Origin of the sequence: Geminicoccus sp., assembly GCF_035556675.1 — a bacterium.
Classification (GTDB): Bacteria; Pseudomonadota; Alphaproteobacteria; order Geminicoccales; family Geminicoccaceae; genus Geminicoccus.
Genome location: NZ_DATMFZ010000071.1, coordinates 1 through 2663, shown reverse-complemented (window position 1 = coordinate 2663; position 2663 = coordinate 1). Strand labels below are relative to the sequence as shown.

Genomic DNA, 2663 nt, shown 5'->3' with positions numbered 1-2663 from the left:
AGCTCGTCGAGGCTGGTGGCGCGCAGGAACCGGCCGATCTTGGTCACGCGCGGGTCGTTGTCGAGCTTGCGGAACCGCGCATATTCCCGCTCGGCCTCGGGATTGCTTAAAAAGTGCCGGCGCAGGCGGCGGTCGCCGTCCGTGTACATGGTCCGGAACTTCATGGCGGTGAACTGCTGGTCGGTACCCGCCCAGCGCGGCTGGGCGAAGATCGCGGGCCCGGGGCTGTCGGCGCGGATCATGGCCGAGATCAGCGCGAACAGGGGCCAGAGGACGACCAGGGCCACGCCGCTGGCCGCCTTGTCGAAGGCACGCTTGAGCCAGGCCGAGAGCGGTGGCGGGCGCTCGTTGCCGGCCTGGATCGCGAGCATGCCGCCCACCGGCCGTACCGTGGAACCCAGGCTGATCAGGTCGTGGCAGCTCGGCACCAGCAGGATCTTCTCGAAGATCCCGGTGGTGTAGAGGCGCAGGATGAAGGTCCGCTCCACCGACTGCTCGACGATGATCGCAGTCGTGGTCATGCTGAACAGCTTGGCGTGCTCGCCGAGCTCACGGAAGCGGATGATCGGAATCCCCTGATATTCCTCGGGGATGTAGATCGAGCTCTCGTCGACGATGCAGACGGCGCGCAGGCCCATGTGCGGGTAGAAGGCGAGCTGGCGCACGATGCCGTAGGCCGCGTCACCGCCGCCGAAGATGAACACGGGCTGCTGCCAGCGGCCGAGCCGCATCAGGATCCGCCGCGCCACCGGCTCGCCCACGCCCAGCACGATTCCGGCCAGCAGGACCGGCCAGAACGAGAACCGTGTGTCCTCCCGCTCGACCAGCCAGCCTACCAGCTCGGCCAGGCCCAGGCTCGCGATCAGCGCGATGCCCACGGCCAGCACGACCTTCTGCATCCGCTGGGCGCGGGCCAGCCCATGCCCGGGGTAGAGGCCCAGCAGGGCCTTGCAGCCGCCGAAGGTCGCGAGCTGGACCAGGAGAAGCAGCTCGGCATCGAGCCCGCGCCAGCCGCCGAACAATAGGCTCAGCGCCAGGACGAGGCTCAGCAGGAGCGTGTCGATCACGACCAGGCCGATGCCGGCGCTGCGCTCCGAGACTGCCACCGGCCGGCGTGAGCGCTTGGTAGCCGTATCCTCAAGAAGGATGTTGGTAGCCAATTCCTGCTTCCTGCCGTTCAGGCTGCCGAGGCGCGCCTATGCCACCAGCGCCGCCTGCCTGCGGCTCTCGCCCTGCCATCATCCGTAGCCGCCCGCAGCGGCTCCAGGACGATCGTGGGATCCGGCGGTAGGGGCGGCGGCTCGGGCGGCGGGGCGGGCGTTGCCGGCTCGATCACCACGCTGTCCCCGCGGTACGGGTCGCGGCCGCCCAGCATGGCGAGCTTGCCCGCACCGGCGGCCACCAGCCGCATCCCGGCCACGCCGCGCGAGCGTGACAGCGGCCAGAACAGCGTCTTCACGCAGCCGACCAGGACCTGGCCAAGTCCGACCACGAGCCAGGCCCATACGTCCACCCATGCCACCGGCGGGCCCAGCGCCACACCGGCGGTGAGCTGGGCGCGGCGGAAGGTCCGCCGGCAGAGCTGGCCGGGCGTGAGCAGGGCCCTCGGCAGGTGCTCCTCCACCCTGGCCTCCGCGCACCAGACCAGGCGCCGACCCTGACGGAGCATGCGCTTGAAGAACAGCTCATCCTCGCCGTCGGCACCGGTGGCGGTGCTGGGGATCTGGCGGAAGTTCGCCTTCAGCATCATCGCGTTGCGGATCTCGAACGGGACGTAGGAGCCGCCGCTCTTGAACTGGAGCGGCCGGCGCGGCTCGAAGCTCGTGCCGGTGGCGGCGTCGTTGCGATAGCTAAAGAAGCGGCGGTAGACGCCGGTGTCGAGCTTCTGGGCGTCGCGCTGGCCCGCCTCGTCGGGCACGGCCTCGACCGGGCCCAGTACGACGTCCGGGTCGTAGATCCGGGTGATCCGAAGCATAGTCTCCAGCCAAGCCGGACCGGGCAGGGCGTGGTCGTCGAGAAAGGCTACGAACTCGCCAGCCGCCTGATCGACGGCCAGGGCGCGGGCCTTGGCGGCGCCTATGTCGCGCAGGTGCAAGAAGCGCAGGATGGTCCGGCTCTCCCCCGCGGCACGCTCGACGATCGACCGGGCCAAGCCGTCGGCCGAGCAGTCCACCACGAGGAGCTCGATGGCACCAGCATTGAAGCCGCTCTGGGCGTCGCAGCGCTCGATCAGCCGCGGGAGGAATTCCTGGTGGTGGCGGGTCAGGACGACCACGCTGACCAGGACCCGCTGCTCGCGCCGATGGTCAGCGGCGATCCGCAGGATCTTGGGCGCGTCGTAGAGATAGCGCCGCCACATCCGCTTGGGCTCCTGGAGCAGGCGGTGCAGCCATTCGAGCCTGGCGCGCTGCATCCACAAAGGTGCCCGCTGCAGTTCGCCCGCCAGGAACAGCAGCGAGGCGCCCACGCACAGGCCGATGCCTACCGCCTGGCCGCGCTGCTTGATCCGGTGGGCCAGGATCTCCTGCTGCGGCGAGCCCACCGCCAGGAAGACGAAGCGGCTCGGATGGCGCTCCACAAACTGCGCGGCTTCCAGCACCGCCGCCGGGTCGCGGATGAAACCCATCGGCGGGTTGAAGTGGCAGACGTCGCGCAGACCGTAG

At 69.8% G+C, this 2663-nt stretch carries 2 protein-coding genes; both read right to left on the bottom strand.

Going from position 1 to position 2663, the window contains the following annotated elements; translation table 11 throughout:
- On the bottom strand, positions 1-1160 hold a 1160-nt coding region (locus tag VNS22_RS05745), incomplete at its 3' end, for a sugar transferase (RefSeq protein WP_325730497.1).
- A 17-nt stretch (positions 1161-1177) separates the two neighbouring features.
- A partial coding sequence (locus tag VNS22_RS05740) for a WecB/TagA/CpsF family glycosyltransferase (RefSeq protein WP_325730495.1) occupies positions 1178-2663 on the bottom strand: 1486 nt, incomplete at its 5' end.